Raw genomic sequence first — 17241 nt, 5'->3', positions numbered from 1 at the left:
GGTGATATCTGGACGTTCTCCTTCCTGAAGCCGGTTTTCTGGCACTGTTATTAAGCCTCGGGGTCAACGTGTTGACCCCACTTGCCGTGTTGGTGGGTGTCCGCCAGCGCTGGCAGGGCGTGATGCGCCTGGCAAGCGTGGGCGTATGGACGCAGTTTGCGCTGCTGCTGCTGGCTTTTGCCATTCTGGTATTCTGCTTTCTGACCAGCGACTTTTCGGTGGTCTATGTTGCTCAGCACAGCTACAGCCTGCTGCCGTGGGGATTAAAACTGGCGGCGGTTTGGGGCGGCCATGAAGGGTCGCTGCTGTTGTGGGTGCTCTTTCTTTCCGGCTGGAGCGCGCTGTTCGCTCTGTGCTATCGGCGTGATTCTGATCCACTGTTTCCGCTGACGCTCAGCGTCCTGTCAATGGTGACGGCCCTGTTGCTGCTGTTTGTGGTGGTCTGGTCCGATCCCTTCGTGCGTATTTTCCCGCCTGCTATAGAAGGACGGGACCTTAACCCGATGCTGCAACATCTTGGGTTAATCCTCCACCCGCCGCTGCTGTACCTGGGTTACGGTGGTTTGATGGTAGCCGCGGGCGTGGCGCTGGCCTCGCTACTGCGCGGTGACTTTAACGCGCAAAGCGCCTGGGTGTGCTGGCGCTGGGCGTTGCCCGGCTGGTGCGCGCTGACGCTGGGGATAATCCTCGGTTCCTGGTGGGCCTACTGCGAGCTGGGCTGGGGGGGGTGGTGGTTCTGGGACCCGGTCGAAAATGCCTCCTTATTACCCTGGCTCTCCGCCAGCGCGCTGCTGCATAGCCTGTTTGTCACGCGTCAGCGTGGGATCTTCCGCCACTGGTCGCTGCTGCTGGCGATTGTCACGCTGATCTTATCGCTGCTGGGGACGCTGATTGTGCGTTCCGGCATTCTTGTTTCGGTACATGCCTTTGCGTTGGATAACGTGCGCGCCGCGCCGCTGTTTGCGCTGTTTAGCGTATTGAGCCTGGCGTCGCTGGGGTTGTACGCCTGGCGAGGCCAGCAAATTCGCCAGAATGCGCGTTTTGGCGGCTGGTCGCGCGAGATGCTGATTCTGGTCGCGCTATTACTTTTTTGCGCGGTGCTACTGATTGTGCTGATTGGCACGCTCTATCCGATGATTTACGGGTTGTTCGGCTGGGGAAGGCTCTCCGTTGGCGCGCCGTACTTTAACCGCGCCACCCTGCCGTTTGGGCTGCTGATGCTGCTGGTTATCGTGCTGGCAACGATCAGAAGCCGCAAAGTCTCTTTGCGTTGTCAGCTTCCGGCACTGCTGGCGCATGCCGGGGTATTGGTATTTGCGGCTGGGATCGTTTTTTCCAGCGGTAGTCGTCAGGAGATAAGCCTGAATCTGAGCCCCGGGCAGCAGGTCGCGCTTGCGGGCTACATTTTCCGTTTTGAGCGTCTCGACCTGGAAGCCAAAGGCAACTACACCAGTGAAAAAGCGCTGATCACGTTGTGGCAAAATGAGCAGCGTATCGGTAGCCTGCAGCCCGAAAGGCGCTTCTATGCCGCGCGTCGTCAACAGATGATGGAGCCGGGTATCCGCTGGAATCTGATGCATGACTGGTACGCGGTGATGGGAGAAAAAACCGGACCGGACCGTTACGCCATGCGCTTATACGTGCAGTCTGGCGTGCGTTGGATCTGGGGAGGGGGATTGTTGATGGTGTTTGGCGCGCTGCTGAGCGCATGGCGGGGGAGGAAGCATGATGCGTAAATTAATCACAGCATTGCCGGATGGCGGCGTAAACGCCTTATCCGGCCTACAGGGGGCGCAAACCGTAGGCCGGATAAGCGTAGCGCCATCCGGCAGAACGTTTTTACTCTTAACGATCCTCCAGTTTTTCATTACTTTCACTACGCATGCCCAGGTGGTGGACACCTGGACGTTTGCCAACCCGCAGCAGCAGGAGAAAGCGCTGTCTATTGCCAGTCAGTTGCGCTGTCCGCAGTGTCAGAACCAGAACTTGCTGGAATCCAATGCGCCCGTGGCGGTCAGTATGCGCCATCAGGTTTACAGCATGGTTGCTGAAGGTAAAAGCGAAGCAGAAATCACCGCCTGGATGACCGAGCGTTACGGTGATTTCGTGCGCTACAACCCGCCGTTGAATGAGCAAACGCTGCTGTTGTGGGCGCTGCCGTGCCTGCTGTTATTGCTGGTGGGCGTGGTGGTCTGGCAGGTGAGGAAGCGTCAGCACGCAGAAGAGGATGAGCAATGAGCCAGGCCGAACATTCCACTGCGCCGTTACGTCCCATGCCCGTGAAGCGGCTGGCTGCTGCGGCGGTGCTGATGGTGGTGGCCTGCATCGGCGGTTACCTGTTAACGCCAAAATGGCAGGCGGCACGTCAGGAGCAGGCGCGTCTGGCTGACCCCTTACATGCTTTTTCTGATGAAAATATTCAGGAAAAACAGCTATTTTCTCTGCAATCGCAAATTCGTGCGAATCCGCAGGACGCAGTGAAATGGGCGCAACTGGGTGAGTACTATCTGTGGCAAAACGCGTATCATAATGCGCTGCTGGCCTACGAGCAGGCGCTGCGTATACGCGGTGAAAACGCCGAAATCTATTCCGCGCTGGCGACGGTGCTGTACTATCAGGCCGGGCAACATATGACGCCGCCCACCCGCGAGATGATTGATAAGGCTCTGGCGCTGGACCCGGCAGAGGTCACTGCGCTGATGCTGTTAGCTTCCGATGCGTTTATGCAGGCAGACTACGCCCAGGCTATCTCAGTGTGGCAAAAGGTTATGGATTTAAACTCGCCGAGGGTGAATCGGGCACAGCTCATTGACTCTATTAATATGGCGAAGTTGTTGCAGAATCGGCAAAAATAAATTTGTTTTATTTGTGATTTGTATCATTTTGCCTGTTTAAAAAACAGGCAAACGAACAAGCGAGCAAAAAAAACTCATGCCCTGACTTCTTCATTTTTGAACATATTAAAATTCTTTTATAACAAAAAGTTATTCATCATTACCCCGATAAAATTGCATTTTTATGCAAATAATCAGCGAAAGGCCCTGTTCTCAGAGGGTTGCGCTGAATGCCATGCAGATGATAATGATAATAAGCGTTAAAAAACTCCATAAACGAACGCAACACAAATCATACCCTTTCAGTATGTACTATTCCCATACGCTGCATGTGGAATAGCGCTTCATCGAGGAAGTCCGTTGTTATGAAAAATTTGAAAGTCAGCCTGGCATGGCAGATTCTAATCGCTATGGTGCTGGGCATTCTGCTAGGGAGTTACCTGCATTACCATAGTGACAGCCGTGAATGGCTGATTGTAAACCTGCTGTCTCCGGCGGGCGATATCTTTATCCACCTGATCAAAATGATCGTCGTGCCGATTGTCATCTCTACGTTGATTGTCGGCATAGCCGGGGTGGGCGATGCCAAACAGCTGGGCCGTATTGGCGCCAAAACGATTATCTATTTCGAAGTGATCACCACCGTGGCGATTATCCTTGGTATCACGCTGGCGAATGTGTTCCAGCCCGGTACCGGGGTTGATATGTCGCAGCTGGCAACCGTCGATATTTCGAAATATCAGAGCACCACCGCAGAAGTACAGAGCCACGCGCATGGCCTGATGGGCACGATTTTGTCACTGGTGCCGACCAACATCGTCGCGTCGATGGCAAAAGGCGACATGCTGCCGATTATCTTCTTCTCGGTACTGTTTGGTTTAGGTCTGTCTTCTCTGCCGGCAACTCACCGCGAGCCGCTGGTTACCGTGTTCCGCTCGATCTCCGAAACCATGTTTAAAGTGACGCACATGGTGATGCGTTACGCGCCAGTCGGGGTTTTTGCGTTGATCGCCGTTACCGTTGCGAACTTCGGTTTTGCCTCCCTGTGGCCGCTGGCGAAGCTGGTGCTGTTGGTGCATTTCGCCATCCTGTTCTTCGCGCTGGTGGTGCTGGGGATCGTCGCGCGCATCTGCGGTTTGAGCATCTGGATCCTGATCCGCATTCTGAAAGACGAGCTGATTCTGGCCTACTCGACCGCCAGTTCTGAGAGCGTGCTGCCGCGTATTATTGAGAAGATGGAAGCCTACGGCGCGCCGGCGTCAATCACCAGCTTTGTGGTGCCGACCGGTTACTCATTCAACCTTGATGGCTCAACGCTGTACCAGAGCATCGCCGCTATCTTTATTGCTCAACTGTACGGTATCGATCTGTCGCTGTGGCAGGAAATCGTGCTGGTGCTGACGCTGATGGTGACCTCAAAAGGGATTGCGGGCGTGCCGGGCGTATCGTTTGTGGTGTTGCTGGCAACGCTTGGCAGCGTGGGGATCCCGCTGGAAGGTCTGGCGTTTATTGCCGGTGTTGACCGTATCCTCGATATGGCGCGTACTGCGCTGAACGTGGTGGGTAATGCGCTGGCCGTGCTGGTTATCGCCAAGTGGGAACACAAATTTGACCGCAAGAAAGCGCTGGCCTATGAGCGCGACGTGCTGGGCAAATTTGATAAGACGGCTAATCAGTAATTAATGACAGATTGCCGGATGGCGCTTGCGCCGCCATCCGGCAATGCAAACCATTAGCCGTTGGCTAACTTATCAAACTCTTCGCAGCCGGTATCGAATCCTTCCATACAGCTCAGATTCAACCAGTGCAGCGCTTTCTGTTTATTCTTCTCGATAAAACCCTGCTCGCCGTTTAAGAACATCATCCCGGCCCAGTATTCGGAATACCCGGTGCGGGAAATGGCTGAACTACGCTTGAAATACCACGTCGCTTTCTCATCGTCAGCAGGAATACCGACGCCGTTGGCGTAAATCAGTCCGAGCAGCATTTGCGCGTCGACGGCGGAGTCATTTTCCAGATCCTCGGAGGCGTTTTGCAGCAAGGTAATGGCTTTGGGGTAATCGGTGCGGCCTGCCTGGGTGTTCACCAGAATACGCGCCAGCGTAATTTCCCCGGCCTTACTGCCCGCCTGCGTCGCTTTTTCCGCCAGCGTTTTGGCCTGAGGGTAATCCAGACTGACCGGGTTGGTTATCTTAATTTGCGCCAGCAAAGCATATGCATCCGCATCACCGTTGTCGGCGGCTTTTTGCGCCCAGTATTCGGCTTTGCTTAAATCGCCTGAACTGAACCAGGTATCGGCGAGGAAATACTGCGCGCGTCGGTCACCTGCCTCTGCTGCCTGTAGATACTGGCTTCCGGGTTCAGTATCACTGGCATGGGCAAAGAATGTCACGAAGAACATCAATGCAAGAAGTTGTTTCATTTTGAGTTTTATTTAGGGTACGGAGTAGACAGTATAAAGAGATCGCGTGCATAAAAAAACGGCCTCCGAATGGAGGCCGTAGGCTCAGGCTTAACCCATCGCGCTTTCGCGCAGGCTGGCTTTCAGCTTGGTGTACTCATCAATAACATACTGTTCGGCAGCGCGCTGATCGGCAATGCGTTCAACGTTAACGGCACAGTATTTATACTCCGGCGTTTTGGTAATCGGGCTTAAGTTCTCGGTTACCAGTTCATTACATGCCCCAATCCACCACTGGTAGGTCATGTAAATCGCGCCTTTGTTTGGACGATCGCTGACTGCCGCGCGGGTAATAACCCGGCCTTTACGTGAGTTAACCCACACCAGATCTTCATCCTGAATACCCAGACGCTCTGCGTCAGCGGTGTTGATCTGGGCATAGCCCGGCTCATCCGCCAGCGCGGCCAGCGCCGCACAGTTACCGGTCATCGAACGGCAAGAGTAGTGGCCGACTTCACGCACCGTCGACAGTACCATCGGGTACTCTGGGGTGAGTTTGTCGATTGGCGCTACCCAGTCGCAGGTGAAGAACTGCGCCAGGCCGTTCGGGGTGTCAAACTTCTCTTTGAAGAGGTAAGACGTACCCTGGTCGGCATCTGAGGTGTCGCGGCAAGGCCACTGGATATAGCCCAGTTCGCCCATTTTCTCGTAAGTGGCGCCGTAGAAATCCGGGCACAGATGACGCAACTCGTCCCAGATTTCCTGGGTGTTGTTGTAGTGCATCGGGTAGCCCATACGGGTGGCGATTTCACTGATAATCTGCCAGTCCGTTTTCAGATCCCACTTCGGCTCAACGGCTTTAAAGAAGCGCTGGAAGCCACGGTCCGCCGCAGAGAAGACGCCTTCATGCTCGCCCCATGACGTAGACGGTAAAATAACGTCTGCGGCAGCGGCGGTTTTGGTCATGAAGATATCCTGCACGATGACCAGTTCCAGATCCTCAAAGCCTTTGCGCACTGCGGAGAGCTCAGCATCGGTCTGTAATGGATCTTCACCCATAATGTACGCCGCGCGCACTTCGCCATGCGCCGCACGGTGCGGCAGTTCGCTGATGCGATAGCCGGTATGCGCAGGCAGGCTTTCCACGCCCCAGGCTTTAGCGAATTTCTCGCGGTTTTCCGGGAATTTCACGTACTGATAGCCCGGATAGGTATCCGGCAGCGCGCCCATGTCGCATGCGCCCTGAACGTTGTTCTGGCCACGAACCGGGTTAACGCCCACGCTTGGCTTACCGAGGTTACCGGTCAGCATCGCGAGGCTGGTCAGTGAACGCACGGTTTCCACACCCTGATAGAACTGGGTCACACCCATGCCCCACAGAATTGCCGCGCTTTTTGCCGTGGCGTACATACGTGCAGCCTGACGAATATCGTGCGCGCTAACGCCCGTGATATCTTCGACGGACTCCGGCGTATAGCCTTCGACAATCTTGCTGTACTCTTCGAATCCTTCCGTACGGGAGGCGACGAACGCCTGGTCGTACAGTTTTTCTTCGATGATGACATGCCCCATGGCGTTGAGCAGCGCGATGTTCGAGCCGTTTTTCAACGCAATGTGCATGTCGGCAATACGCGCGGTTTCAATTTTGCGCGGATCGCAGACGATAATTTTCGCCCCGTTACGTTTAGCGTTAATCACGTGATTCGCCACGATCGGGTGGGAATCCGCCGGGTTATACCCGAAGATGAACACTAAATCCGTGTTATCAATTTCATTGATAGCATTACTCATTGCGCCGTTACCGACCGATTGGTGCAGACCTGCAACCGAAGGGCCGTGTCAGACGCGAGCGCAGCAGTCGACGTTATTGGTACCAATAACGGCGCGCGCGAATTTTTGCATTACATAGTTGGTTTCGTTACCTGTACCGCGAGATGAACCGGTCGTCTGAATAGCGTCCGGGCCGTACTTCGCTTTGATGGCGCTCAGGCGATCGGCGACGTAATTCAGCGCTTCATCCCAGGAAACAGATTCCAGTTTGCCGCCACGCTGGCGACGGATCATTGGGGTTTTCAGGCGAGGGGTCAGGATCTGGGTATCATTAATAAAATCCCAGCCATAGTAGCCCTTCAGACACAGGGTACCCTGGTTGGTTTTCCCCTGCGCCGCCTCAGCCCGGACGATTTTGCCGTTATCGACCACCAGGTTGATTTTGCAACCTGATGCGCAATATGGGCAAACCGTGACGACTTTTTTCATCGGTCTCGCTCCAGTTAATCAAATCGCGCATACGCGCTTGTCGCTTTGCTTATGCATCTTTTATGCCATGTTTTTTTCAGGGGCATTAGTCGATATTACGGGCGATTTTTGGTCAAAACTCTGACGAAAAACAGGCTGTCGTCATATTTGACGTGACGAATCTCCAATACGTGACGGTGCGGCAGTGTGACCGAGGTTATGTTTCCCGCATATCCTTGTGCCTTATCGCTGTCACTCTGTGCAGAATCAATCACACTCATTTAAGTTGGCCAGAAATGGGGAAAAACAATGAAGCCAGCCATACTGGTTGTGGATGATGACGAGGCTGTCTGCACGCTATTACAGGATGTGCTGAGCGAGCACGTCTTTGCAGTGAGCGCGTGCCATAGCGGACAGGAGGCGCTGCGCTGCATTGAGACTCAGCCGGATATCGCTCTGGTATTGCTGGACATGATGTTGCCCGATATCAACGGTCTGATGGTGCTGCAGCAGGTGCAAAAGATGAGGCCCGGATTACCGGTAGTCATGCTGACGGGCTTAGGCAGCGAGTCGGATGTGGTGGTCGGACTGGAAATGGGCGCTGACGACTATATCGGGAAACCGTTCAATGCGCGGGTGCTGGTGGCGCGGGTAAAGGCGGTGCTCAGACGCGTGGGCGTGTTGACGCCTGAAAGCGGCAGCCCGCAAACCACGGGGCTTTCCTTTAATGGCTGGCATCTGGATACCGCCGGTTGCCAGTTACATAACCCTCAACAACTGAAGGTGGAGCTGACGCAGGGCGAATACAGCCTGCTGCTGGCGCTGGCGCAAAACGCTCGTCGGGTGCTCAGCCGCGAGCAATTGCTGGAACTGACGCGCAGCGACAGCGTTGAGGTATTTGACCGCACCATTGATGTGTTAATCATGCGGCTGCGGCGCAAAATAGAGAACAACCCGCACCAGCCAATGCTGATCAAAACCCTGCGCGGGCTGGGCTATGTGTTTGCCGCCGATGTGCAGCATCACGATAAGGCGGCGTGATCGTGCGCAGTTGCGCGATGCGGCGTAAACGCCTTATCCGGCCTACAAAAGCGATAACGGCCCCGTAGGCCAGATAAGCGCAGCGCATCAGGCATCAGCCATAGTCGCTTTTAACTCAGCCAGCGTTTTCGCGCCATCTATCGCGTTGGTGCACAGTAGGCTTGCCCGCGCACAGGCGTGCGCCAGTCTGATGCTGTCTGCCAGCGACCAGCGCTCATGACAGCCATACAAAAATCCGGCGCAAAACGCATCTCCTGCGCCGACGCTGCCGACAATCTCTTCTTGCGCCAGTAACTGTGACGGTATCCAGATGCCGGCTCGATCCGGTTCTTCACCCCAGGCGCCTTCCGGACAGTGAATCACCACCCGCTGGCGCACGCCTGCATCCAGCAGTTCGCGCGCGGCGGTAGCGATATGGGGAATATGCAGCTCGCCGTTGGGCTGGCGAATCTCCAGCTCGCCGTTGGGCTGGCGAATCTCCAGCCCGCTGAACTCCCCGGCCTCCAGCTCGTTAATCACCAGATAGTCGAGATGGCGCAGGGCCGGCATCACCAGTGGCTGGTAGCGCGGGTCGCCTTTACGTGAGACCAGATCCAGGGAGGTTTCAAAGCCGTTGTCGCGCATTTGCGCCAGCAGCCGTGCGCTACGCGTCCCGTACTCCTCATCCGGCATGTCCAGACTGTCGAGCAGCAGCAGATAGCCAAGATGGAAGATTTTCATCGAGGTATCCAGTTGCTCAAAGGCGGGTAAGTCCAGTAGTCGATTGGCGCCGGGCGAGTGAAAAAAGGTTCGCTGCCCGCTGGGGTCGGTCATCACCTGCGACATCGACGTGGGGGCGAATGTGGTGCGCTGCACATGCTGGCGATTAACGTGATACTGCTCCAGCATCGCCATGATGTAGTCGCCGTCGCTGTCCTGGCCGATTAACCCCACCGCCTGCAGCGGCAATCCGGTGTGCATTTTCGCCAGCGTCAGCAGCACGTTCAGCGGCGCACCACCCGTGGCGCGTTCGCTTCGAGTGATTTCCGCCAGCCAGCCGCGTTCCGGCCATTGCACAATTTGATGGACATGATCGACCAGCATGTTGCCTGCGGCGATAACGCCTTTGCGTTCCATCAGACCTGCCCCGCGCTGCCAAAAATGCGCATTTGTTCTGAAACGGTATCGGTAATGGCCTCTTCAATAGCCAGCAGCAGTTCGGCAAACTCGTCGTACAGCGGCTGGCGATTGGCCATCCGTGACTCTACCGCTGTCAGCGCCGCCTGCGACATGCCGGTGTAGAAGTTGATTTTGTGAATACCGAGTTCAATTGCGCGCTTGAAATCGTCATTGCTGATGCCGGAGCCGCCGTGCAGTACCAGCGGGATCGCCGCCTGCTGGCGAATAGCGTTCAGACGCGGGAAGTCTAGCACCGGTTCGCCTTTATATTTGCCGTGCGCATTGCCAATGGCGACCGCCAGCGCGTCAATTCCGGTTCTGTCGACGAAATCACGCGCCATCATCGGGTCGGTAAACAACGATTCGTCAGCATGACCGTACAGCGCGCCGCCTTCATCGCCACCCACTGCGCCCAGTTCGGCTTCCACCGAGACGCCGATGGCGTGGCACATCTTCACCACTTCGCGGGTCTGGCGGATATTTTCTTCATACTCCAGCGTGGAGCCATCGAACATCACTGAACTGAAACCTAAGCGTAGCGCCCGCACCACTGACTCAAAGTGCAGGCCGTGGTCAAGGTTCAGCACCACCGGAATGTCGTGCCTGGCGGCTTCAAATTTGACCGCTTCGACCAGAGAATCCAGCGAGATATATTTAAAATGTACTTCGGCGATGTTGATAATGAACGGCGAACGTTCCTGTTTAGCCGCGGCAAACAGGGCGCGCAGGAAATGTGAGTCCAGAACGTTAAACGCGCCTAAAGCATAGCGGTGCTCGCGGGCATGGGCCAGGCCATCGGCGAGGGATATTAACGGCATAATGCGCTCCTTGGTTAGCGGAACAGGCGATACTCGTTACACAGCACCAGCTGCGCCGGTTCATCTTCTTCAATGTCGTTATAACGGGTGATAGGTTGCAGAAAATGGTTATCGTGGTCGTCGTCATTAACAGATGAGACCTCGCCAACCAGCACGTCGCCAAAACCTTTTTCCGCCCAGAAGCTGTGATACAGGCCCGGCGGCAGGCAGATGCTCTCCCCCGGCGTCAGGCGTAGTTGGCTGCCCGCGGCATGGGTTTGCCGACAGCCATCAATCACCACGTTCACGTCGCTATCCTCTGTTTGCTCCCGGAGCCCCGCATTCCACAGTTCCACAATTAAATTACCGCCGCCACGATTGATAATGTCTTCGCGTTTGCGCCAGTGAAAATGCATCGGCGTGACCTGCGCCTCGCGAACATGCATGATTTTCTCGGCGTAGCATTTCTCGTAAGGCATACCTTTCGGCGAGCCATTACGCAGGGTGAACAGCGTTAACCCTTGCGCGGCGAAATTGTTGCCGCCAAATGCGGTGACATCCCAACCGAGCTTTAGGTCGAAAACTTCGCTCCAGGCAGAGGCATCAAGCTTGCGCCATTGGGTCGGCGGGAAACTGGCGAAAGGGGGGAGGTGCACGTCGTGCAGAGAAAAAAACTGGCGCGTGTGGCCAAGGATTTCGTTTATTGCGGAGCGTTTCATCGCAGAATTCTCCTTAGAATAATGCCGGATGGCGCTGCGCTTCTCCGGCCTACAAATTGATACCGATCTTGTAGGCCGGAGAAGGCATTTTGCCGCTATCCGGCGTTGCTGTGGCGGGTTATTTCACCGTCCAACCTTTATAATTGGCAACGTTGTTTTTATCGATCATTGTTACCGGGATCAGCACGGGCTCTTTTGGGGCGGGTTTCCCCTGCAGTATGTCATAGCCGATTTCGACCGCTTTGGCAGCCATCACCTGCGGATCTTGTGCTGGCGTCGCCACAAATAATGAGTTTTCGCGCTTCAGCGCCTCTTCACCGTCTGGCGATCCGTCGACGCCGACAATAAAGAATTCGTTACGCTGTGCCTGTTTTGCCGCCAGATCGGCACCGATCGCCGTGGGATCGTTAATGGCGAATACACCGTCGATCTTCGGATTTGCCGCCAGCAGCGCGGTCATGATCTCCAGCCCGCCCTCGCGGCTGCCTTTGGCGTTTTGGTTATACGACAGCACTTTGATGTCCGGATGGCGTTTGAACTCGGTCTGGCAACCTTCCACACGGTTCTGGACGGCGGAAACCGGCGGTCCGTTGATGATGACGACGTTGCCTTTCCCTTTCAGACGGTCGGTAATGTATTTGCAGGCCATTTCACCCGCCTGAGTGTTATCGGAGGTGATGGTCGCGTCTGCGCCTTCCGCCGCCACGTCAACGGCTACCACCACAATCCCGGCGTCTTTCGCGCGTTTTACCGCCGGACCGATGCCTTTGGAGTCCGCGGCGTTAAGGATGATCATGTCGACTTTGGCGGCAATAAAGTTGTCGATCTGCGACACCTGTTGCCCGAGATCGTAGCCGCTGGAGACCAGCGTCACTTTGACGCTATCACCCGCCAGCTTTCGTGCTTCCAGCTCCGCGCCTTTGGTTATTTGCACGAAGAACGGGTTCGCCAGGTCGCCCACCGTAACGCCGATCGATTTCAGTTCTTTTGCCTGCACAAACGGAGCTGCAGCAAGCAGTGCGCCAGCACAGAGCGCGGTCACTAATGGCTTCAAACGCATACTCGTTTCCTCACGTAGGGTATTGTTGTTATACGCCTGATGGCGCTGCGCTTATCAGGCCTGCGAAGGGGTAGGCCAGTAAGCTTGTCTATGCACTTTGATGATGTCGGGTACGGTATTTGTCGATCAGCACCGCTATGATGATCACCGCCCCTTTGATCACCAGTTGCCAGAAATAGGAGACGCCCATCAGCGTCATGCCGTTGTTGAGCGTAGCGATGATCAGCGCCCCCACCAGCGTGCCGGTGATGGTGCCGATCCCGCCGACAAAGCTGGTGCCGCCGAGGATTACCGCCGCGATGGCGTCCAGCTCGTAACCCATACCTAAGTTGCCGTTGGCGCTGTACAGCCGCGAGGCGCTCATCACCCCGCCCAGACCTGAAAGCAAACCGCTGATGCCGTAGACGAACAGCAGCACCAGCCACACTTTGATCCCGGTTAAGCGTGCGGCCTGCATGTTGCCGCCGACCGCGTAGATATGAACGCCGAGCGTGGTGCGGCGCAGAATAAACCAGCACACCACCACCACCGCCAGCGCAATGACTACCAGCCACGGAACCGGGCCGAGATAGTTGTTGCCGATCCATTCAAAACTGATGTTGGAGTTAATCACCGTGGTGCCATCGGCCAACAGATAGGCCGCGCCGCGCAGCGCGGTATAGGTTCCAAGCGTGACGATAAACGGCGGAAGCCCGGCAAAAGCCACCAGCGCACCGTTAAACAGCCCCAGCACCAGGCCGAGCATCAGCGCCGCCGGAATCGACAGCATGGCAAACTCAGGAATAAGAGAAACGACCATCGCCGCAACGGCGGTGGTGCCAAGAATCGAGCCAACTGAGAGATCGATCCCGCCGGTCAAAATGATGAAGGTCATGCCAGCCGCCAGCACGATGTTGATCGAGGCCTGGCGGGTAATATTCAGCAGGTTGCTTTCGGTGAAAAAGTTGGGCGCGATAAAGCCAAATACCGCCACAATCAGGATCAAAATCGGCAAGATACCGACTGTTTGCATCAGATCGCTCATCAGCATCTTTTTTGCGGTGGTGGATTTCGCCACCTGCTGGGGAGTGGTTGGATTATTCATGGGGCACCGCCTGATGATGGGAGTCGTTCACGCCGGTCGCCAGCGTCATAATATTTTCCTGGGTAATACTTTGTCCGTTCAGCTCGCCGGCAATGCTGCCTTCGCGCATGACGTACACGCGATCGCTCATGCCAACGACTTCCGGCAATTCGCTGGAGATCATCAGGATCGCCACGCCTTTGCGCGCCATGTCGTTCATGATCCGGTAGATCTCGCTTTTCGCGCCAACGTCTACCCCGCGCGTGGGTTCATCGAGGATCAAAATGCGTGGGCCGATCGCCACCCAGCGCGAGATCAATAATTTTTGCTGATTGCCGCCGGACAGCCCACCTGCGCGTACCTGCGCGTGCGGAACGCGAATGTTGAGCAGTTTGATAGCGTCATCGGAAATGGCCTGCGCCTTTTTGCGATCGAGCATGCCCCAGTTGGCATCGCGCTCCAGCGTCGCCATGGTGATGTTCTCTGCTGCCGCCAGTTCTAAAAACAGCCCCTGTTCTTTGCGGTTCTCGGTCAGAAAGCCGATGCCGTGATCAATCGCCTCGCGCGGGGAGTGGATCACCACCGGTTCACCGTCTACTTCAATCATGCCGCCGACGGCTTTACGCACGCCAAAAATCAGCTGCGCCAGTTCGGAGCGTCCGGCGCCAACTAACCCGGCGAGGCCGACGATCTCCCCGGAGCGCACCAATAAGCTGCACGGCTGGACTTTATGACCGTCGGTCAGGTGGTGGACGTTGAGGCGCGCTTTACCTAAGGGAATATCGCGCTCTTTGTTGAACAGATCGCTTAGCGGACGGCCCACCATCATGCGCACCAGTTCAGGGGCGTTGAGCTTGTCGCGGGTCAGGCTACCGACGTATTGCCCGTCGCGCAGGACGCTGACGCGATCGGAAAGTTCGTACACTTCGGCCATGCGGTGGCTGATGTAAATAATCGCCATCCCTTCATCGCGCAGGCGCATGATCAGTTCGAACAGGCGGTGGGTTTCACGTGAGGAGAGGGCGGCGGTGGGTTCATCCATCACCAGAATGCGGCTGTTACGGTGCAGAGCGCGGGCGATTTCCACCTGCTGCTGTTCGGCGATGGTCAACGTCATCACGCGATCGCTGGCCTTAAACTGGGCGCCGAGTCGGTCGATGACTTTCTGCGACTGCAGCACCATCTCTTTACGCTGGACCAGACCGCCGCGCGACAGCTCGCTGCCAAGAAAGATATTTTCCGCCACCGTCAGGTTGGGCGCCAGCTGCATCTCCTGGTAAATCAGCGTGATGCCCGCGCTGAGCGCATCTTTTGGCCCACGAATGTGGAACGGCTGACCATCAATCAGGATCTCGCCGCTGGTGGCGGTGTAGGCGCCCGCGAGGATTTTCATCAGCGTGCTTTTCCCCGCGCCATTCTCGCCCATCAGGGCATGAATCTCCCCCGGCCAGACGGTTAAATCGACCCCTTTCAGCGCGTAAAATTTGCCAAACGCTTTGGCAATGTTGCGCATCTCCAGAACCGGTGTCCTGCTCATAGCGGATCTCCTGTGGGGTGGCCGATATCAGCAGTCCATCACAGGAATGTAAATGCAAAATGTCAGAAGCCGTTCATATTTGTCATATTGCGATTTTTCTTCACGGAGCGTGATATGCCGCAACCGGGACGTCACTTTTTCGCCAGTGCGCGCGGACGATTACTGTTCTTCAATCTGCTGGTGGTGGCGGTCACGCTGATGGTGAGCGGCGTGGCGGTGCTGGGGTTTCAGCATGCCAGTCAAATTCAGGAGCAGGTACAGCAGCAAACCGTTGATGACATGACCGGCAGCATGAACCTGGCGCGTGATACGGCGAACGTAGCAACGGCGGCGGTGCGACTGTCGCAGGTGGTCGGCGCGCTGGAATACAAAGGTGAAGCGGAGCGGTTGCAGGAGACCCAGCGGGCGCTGAAGCATTCGCTGCAACAACTGGCTGGCGCCCCGCTGGCGCAGCAGGAGCCGGTGCTGGTCGAGCGCATTATCCAGCGCAGCAATGAGTTACAAAGCAGTGTGGAAGGTATGTTGCAGCGCGGACAGCGGCGGCATCTGGAACGTAACGCGCTGCTCAGTTCGCTGTATCAGAATCAAAGCTATTTGCGCCATCTGCAAACGCTTACTGGTGCGCAGGATGACATGCTGCTGGGGCAAATAGACCGCTTGATCGTTGCCGCCATTGAGACTCCCACGCCGCGATCGGTAGTGAAACAACTCGACAGCGTGATGACCGCGCTGCCTTTACATCACTCCAGCCCGTTGATAAGCAGAATCCTCAACGATTTCAATCAGGAATTGCATAAGCTGGAGCCGCTTTCTTCCGCGCTGGAGCAGAGCGATCTGGCGATCAACTGGTATATGTTTCATATCAAAGCGCTGGTGGCGATCCTTAATAGCGATATTAATCAATATGCCTCGCAGGTGGCGCTGATTTCTGAGCAGCGGGTGGCGCAAAGCCATCAGGAACTGCAATCCGGCGCGTTGTTTATTATGGTGTTTGCGTTGCTGGCCGTAGTGATTACCGGTTTTGCCGGTTGGTATATCTATCGCAACCTCGGCTCTAACCTGACGGCAATTTCGCAGGCGATGACCCGGCTGGCGCACGGTGAATCGGACGTCAGCGTTCCGGCCCTGCAACGGCGCGATGAGCTGGGCGAACTGGCCCGCGCTTTTAGTGTCTTTGCCCGTAACACCGCTTCGCTGGAGCACACCACCCGATTACTTAAAGAAAAAACCAGCCAAATGGAAATCGACCGCACCGAGCGCCAGGAACTGGAAGAGGCGCTGCTGCACAGCCAAAAGCTGAAGGCGGTGGGGCAACTGACGGGCGGATTAGCGCATGATTTCAATAACCTGCTGGCGGTGATTATTGGCAGTCTGGATCTGGTGAACCCAGACTCACCCGATGCGCCGCGGGTCAATCGGGCGCTTAAAGCCGCCGAGCGCGGGGCGCTACTTACCCAGCGGCTACTGGCCTTTTCGCGCAAGCAATCTTTGCATCCCCATGCGGTGGAGCTGAAAACGCTGCTGGAAAACCTGGGCGAACTGATGCGTCATTCGCTCCCGGCCACGCTGACGCTGGAGATTGAAGCCCAGTCTCCCGCCTGGCCCGCGTGGATTGACGTCAGCCAACTGGAAAATGCCATTATCAATCTGGTGATGAACGCCCGTGACGCCATGGACGGGCAGGCGGGCACGATTAAAATCCGTACCTGGAACCAGCGGGTCACGCGCAGCGATGGGCGTAAGCAGGATATGGTGATGTTGGAGGTCGCCGACCAGGGCTGCGGGATGTCGCAGGAGGTGAAAGCTCAGGTCTTTGAACCGTTTTTCACCACCAAACAGACCGGCAGCGGCAGCGGGCTGGGGTTATCAATGGTCTACGGCTTTGTACGTCAGTCCGGTGGACGTGTGGAGATTGAAAGCGCTCCCGGGCAGGGAACGACGGTCAGGTTGCAGCTTCCTCGCGCCGTAGTGCCGGTACAGGCTGAGGCAGAACCGATAGCGGAACACGCGGCTAATAGTGGCGAAAAACTGGTGCTGGTGCTTGAGGACGAGGCTGATGTGCGCCAGACGTTGTGTGAGCAATTACACCTGCTGGGCTACCTGACATTAGAAGCCGCCAACGGGGAACAGGCGATGCATATGCTGGCGGCTTCATCCGAGATTGATATTTTTATCAGCGACGTCATGCTGCCCGGTGGTTTAAGCGGCGTGGATGTGGTTAATCATGCCCAGGCAAATTATCCGCAGCTGAATATCCTGCTGATGAGCGGTCAGGATTTGCGTCCGGCCCATAACCCGGCGCTGCCGGATGTGGCGTTATTGCGTAAACCCTTTACCCGCACAGAACTGGCGCAAGCGCTGCGGCATTCGCGTAATTGAGATTCCTCCGCTAC

12 protein-coding genes and 1 pseudogene are annotated in these 17241 nt (G+C 56.2%); 5 read left to right on the top strand and 8 right to left on the bottom strand.

The window, feature by feature from the left end:
• The first annotated feature begins 8 nt into the window (after positions 1-8).
• From nrfF to gltP, 3 genes and pseudogenes are all read left to right on the top strand, one after another.
• Positions 9-2238, top strand: a pseudogene (nrfF, locus tag M4I31_RS21890) (heme lyase NrfEFG subunit NrfF).
• On the top strand, positions 2235-2855 hold the full coding sequence (gene nrfG, locus M4I31_RS21885; protein ID WP_085049645.1) for a heme lyase NrfEFG subunit NrfG: 621 nt from the start codon (positions 2235-2237) through the stop codon (positions 2853-2855). The pseudogene nrfF and the gene nrfG overlap by 4 nt, the downstream one beginning before the upstream one ends.
• A 344-nt stretch (positions 2856-3199) precedes the next feature.
• Positions 3200-4513 carry a glutamate/aspartate:proton symporter GltP gene (gene gltP, locus M4I31_RS21880; protein WP_038636320.1) on the top strand — a complete coding sequence of 438 codons (1314 nt, stop codon included), beginning with the start codon at positions 3200-3202 and terminating at the stop codon, positions 4511-4513.
• Positions 4514-4566: 53 nt separating this feature from the next.
• Here the strand turns inward: gltP and yjcO are convergent, their stop codons facing one another.
• Both yjcO and fdhF read right to left on the bottom strand, forming a co-directional pair.
• Positions 4567-5256, bottom strand: a complete 690-nt coding sequence (gene yjcO / locus M4I31_RS21875; RefSeq protein ID WP_038636323.1) for a Sel1 family TPR-like repeat protein YjcO — start codon at positions 5254-5256, stop codon at positions 4567-4569.
• Positions 5257-5346: 90 nt separating this feature from the next.
• Positions 5347-7494 carry a formate dehydrogenase subunit alpha gene (gene fdhF, locus M4I31_RS21870; RefSeq protein WP_079225655.1) on the bottom strand — a complete coding sequence of 716 codons (2148 nt, stop codon included), beginning with the start codon at positions 7492-7494 and terminating at the stop codon, positions 5347-5349.
• A gap of 288 nt (positions 7495-7782) precedes the next feature.
• Here fdhF and M4I31_RS21865 point away from each other — a divergent pair, with 288 nt between their 5' ends.
• Positions 7783-8514 carry a response regulator gene (locus M4I31_RS21865; RefSeq protein WP_042312951.1) on the top strand — a complete coding sequence of 244 codons (732 nt, stop codon included), beginning with the start codon at positions 7783-7785 and terminating at the stop codon, positions 8512-8514.
• A gap of 87 nt (positions 8515-8601) precedes the next feature.
• Here the strand turns inward: M4I31_RS21865 and M4I31_RS21860 are convergent, their stop codons facing one another.
• The 6 genes from M4I31_RS21860 to M4I31_RS21835 all read right to left on the bottom strand — a co-directional run bounded on the left by M4I31_RS21860 (position 8602) and on the right by M4I31_RS21835 (position 14848).
• A complete protein-coding gene (locus M4I31_RS21860) occupies positions 8602-9633 on the bottom strand; it encodes a carbohydrate kinase family protein (RefSeq protein WP_250856877.1) in 1032 nt (343 codons plus the stop codon).
• Positions 9630-10490 carry a ketose 1,6-bisphosphate aldolase gene (locus tag M4I31_RS21855; RefSeq protein ID WP_085049647.1) on the bottom strand — a complete coding sequence of 287 codons (861 nt, stop codon included), beginning with the start codon at positions 10488-10490 and terminating at the stop codon, positions 9630-9632. Before M4I31_RS21855 ends, M4I31_RS21860 begins: the two co-directional genes overlap by 4 nt.
• 14 nt (positions 10491-10504) lie before the next feature.
• Positions 10505-11188 (bottom strand): D-lyxose/D-mannose family sugar isomerase, encoded by a 684-nt coding sequence (locus M4I31_RS21850; RefSeq protein ID WP_085049648.1) that lies wholly within the window; start codon positions 11186-11188, stop codon positions 10505-10507.
• 118 nt (positions 11189-11306) lie between these two features.
• Positions 11307-12248: an ABC transporter substrate-binding protein gene (locus tag M4I31_RS21845; RefSeq protein ID WP_042312943.1), complete on the bottom strand. Its 942-nt coding sequence runs from the start codon at positions 12246-12248 to the stop codon at positions 11307-11309.
• Between the two features lie 88 nt (positions 12249-12336).
• Positions 12337-13332 (bottom strand): ribose ABC transporter permease, encoded by a 996-nt coding sequence (locus M4I31_RS21840; protein ID WP_038636347.1) that lies wholly within the window; start codon positions 13330-13332, stop codon positions 12337-12339.
• A complete protein-coding gene (locus M4I31_RS21835) occupies positions 13325-14848 on the bottom strand; it encodes a sugar ABC transporter ATP-binding protein (RefSeq protein WP_069325124.1) in 1524 nt (507 codons plus the stop codon). The genes M4I31_RS21840 and M4I31_RS21835 overlap by 8 nt, the downstream gene beginning before the upstream one ends.
• A 114-nt stretch (positions 14849-14962) precedes the next feature.
• Here M4I31_RS21835 and M4I31_RS21830 point away from each other — a divergent pair, with 114 nt between their 5' ends.
• Entirely contained in the window at positions 14963-17227 is a 2265-nt protein-coding gene (locus M4I31_RS21830; protein ID WP_085049649.1) for a hybrid sensor histidine kinase/response regulator, read from the top strand.
• Positions 17228-17241 lie beyond the last annotated feature (14 nt).

The sequence above is a fragment of the Citrobacter sp. XT1-2-2 genome, assembly GCF_023516235.1.
GTDB lineage: Bacteria > Pseudomonadota > Gammaproteobacteria > Enterobacterales > Enterobacteriaceae > Citrobacter > Citrobacter werkmanii.
The sequence above is the reverse complement of the archived record's forward strand: the minus strand, read 5'-3'. Positions and strand labels throughout refer to the sequence as shown.